Here is a 1,777-nt window from a genome sequence, read left to right as displayed (position 1 = left end):
GTATGAGCGCGTTCTTGAAGGAATGCTTCATGATCACGCGGAACTCACTCATGCCCTTCGAGCGCGCCGTCCGCACATAATCGTCGTTGAGGACATCGAGCATGCTCGCGCGGGTGAAGCGCAGAATGAGAGCCGACGATACGACGCCRAGCGATATCGCCGGCAAGACGAGATGCGACAGCCGGACCGCGAGGCTTGCGCCGGGGCCGCCATAACCGGACACCGGAAAGACGCCGAACCGCACGGCGAGGATCTGAATGAGGATCAACCCGAGCCAGAAGCTTGGAATCGACGCGGCGAGCATCGCGAGGGTCGTCGCACTCTGGTCGAAGAGTGAGCCCCGCCAATAGGCCGACATGATACCGACCGGGATCGCGATGACGCAGGCGATGAGGATCGAAAACAATGTGAGGAAGAATGTCGGCTCCGCACGCTCCGCGAGAGCGGTGAGAACCGGTCGGTTCAAAAAGATGGAATCGCCGAGGTCGCCCTGGAGCAACTGACCGAAGAAGATCCCATATTGAACGACGAGCGGCTGATCGAGACCGAGCCGCACGCGCAACGCCGCAACATCCTGCGCCGTCGCGTCGGGACCGAGCATCACGGCCGCCGGATCACCGGGCGCAATCCGCACGATGATGAACACGATCGTGACCACCACGAACATGACGACGAGCATGCCGATCAGGCGTTGAAGAACGTAGCGACCCATGCCGTTTGACTAACTCTCGAAGAAATGGAGGGCACCGCGGACGATGCCCTCCGTGATGGACGGACGGGGCGTTACTTCTTGATCGACACGTTCCAGAAATATGGCCACGGAGCCGGCACCACGCCTTCGAGCTTCGGCGATTGCGCCGACAGGGCGTTGAAGTCGCCGATCTTGATGCTCGGTGTCTCGGTGTAGATCACCTTCTGCACATCGGCCCAAAGAGCGATGCGCTTCTTGGGATCGCTTTCTGTGTTGAACGCGTCCACCGCCTGTTTGCGCGCGGGCGTGGACCACCATCCGGGCGAGCTCTCGGAGAGTTGGCCGATCAAGGCGGGCTCGGGAAGGAACGGGCTGTGYGTGATGTAGATGTCCCACAGGGCCGGATCGCCACGGCGTTGGGTCAGCGTCGCCCAATCCACCACTTGCATGTCGACTGTGAAGCCGGCCTGCTTGAGGTATTCGGCGGCGACCTGAGCCATCTTGTAGTGGAACTCGTATTGACGGCTGGTCAGGATGCGAACGGGCTTGTTGTCGTATTTCGCCGCCTTGAGAAGCGCCTTGGCCTTCTCAGGGTCTGCGACGTTGTACTTGCCCTCGACACCGGCTTCCGTATGCCACACGTAGCCCTTCGGATACATGGCGCCGTCGAGCGAATAGAAATCCTTGGTGCCGAACGCTGCCGCCAGCATGTCTTCCATGCTGAGCGCCATGCGAACGGCCATGCGCGTATCGATATTCGCCATGACACCTTCCTTGGTGTTCATGACGAAGACGGGCCAGCCGAACGGCTTCAGCAGAACGGGCTTCGTCGTCTTCAAATCCTTGATGCGGTCGTAGGATTCGACTGGCAGGGAATCCACATAATCGAACTGTCCCGAGATGGCGCCCTCGACCCGCGTGTTGGCGTCGGGAACGGGCACGAAACGAATCTCGTCGAGCACTGGCTTGCGGGCGCCGCCATAGCCGTTCGCCTCCCCGGTCCGCGGCTTGTAACCATCGAAACGGGTGAGTTGGATGTACTGATCGGGCTTCCGTTCCTTGAGCTTGTACGGCCCAGTACCAACC

2 protein-coding genes are annotated in these 1,777 nt (G+C 60.7%); both read right to left on the bottom strand.

Annotated features, from left to right (window positions below; translation table 11 throughout):
* Positions 1–712: ABC transporter permease (locus AC1DT3_RS20010; protein WP_477466964.1), on the bottom strand; the 712-nt coding region annotated here is incomplete at its 3' end.
* A gap of 71 nt (positions 713–783) precedes the next feature.
* Positions 784–1,777 (bottom strand): ABC transporter substrate-binding protein (locus tag AC1DT3_RS20005; protein ID WP_477466963.1); only part of this gene is annotated, 994 nt, incomplete at its 5' end.

It is taken from the genome of Microvirga sp. P4_G7, from assembly GCF_056401005.1.
The sequence above is the reverse complement of the archived record's forward strand: the minus strand, read 5'-3'. Positions and strand labels throughout refer to the sequence as shown.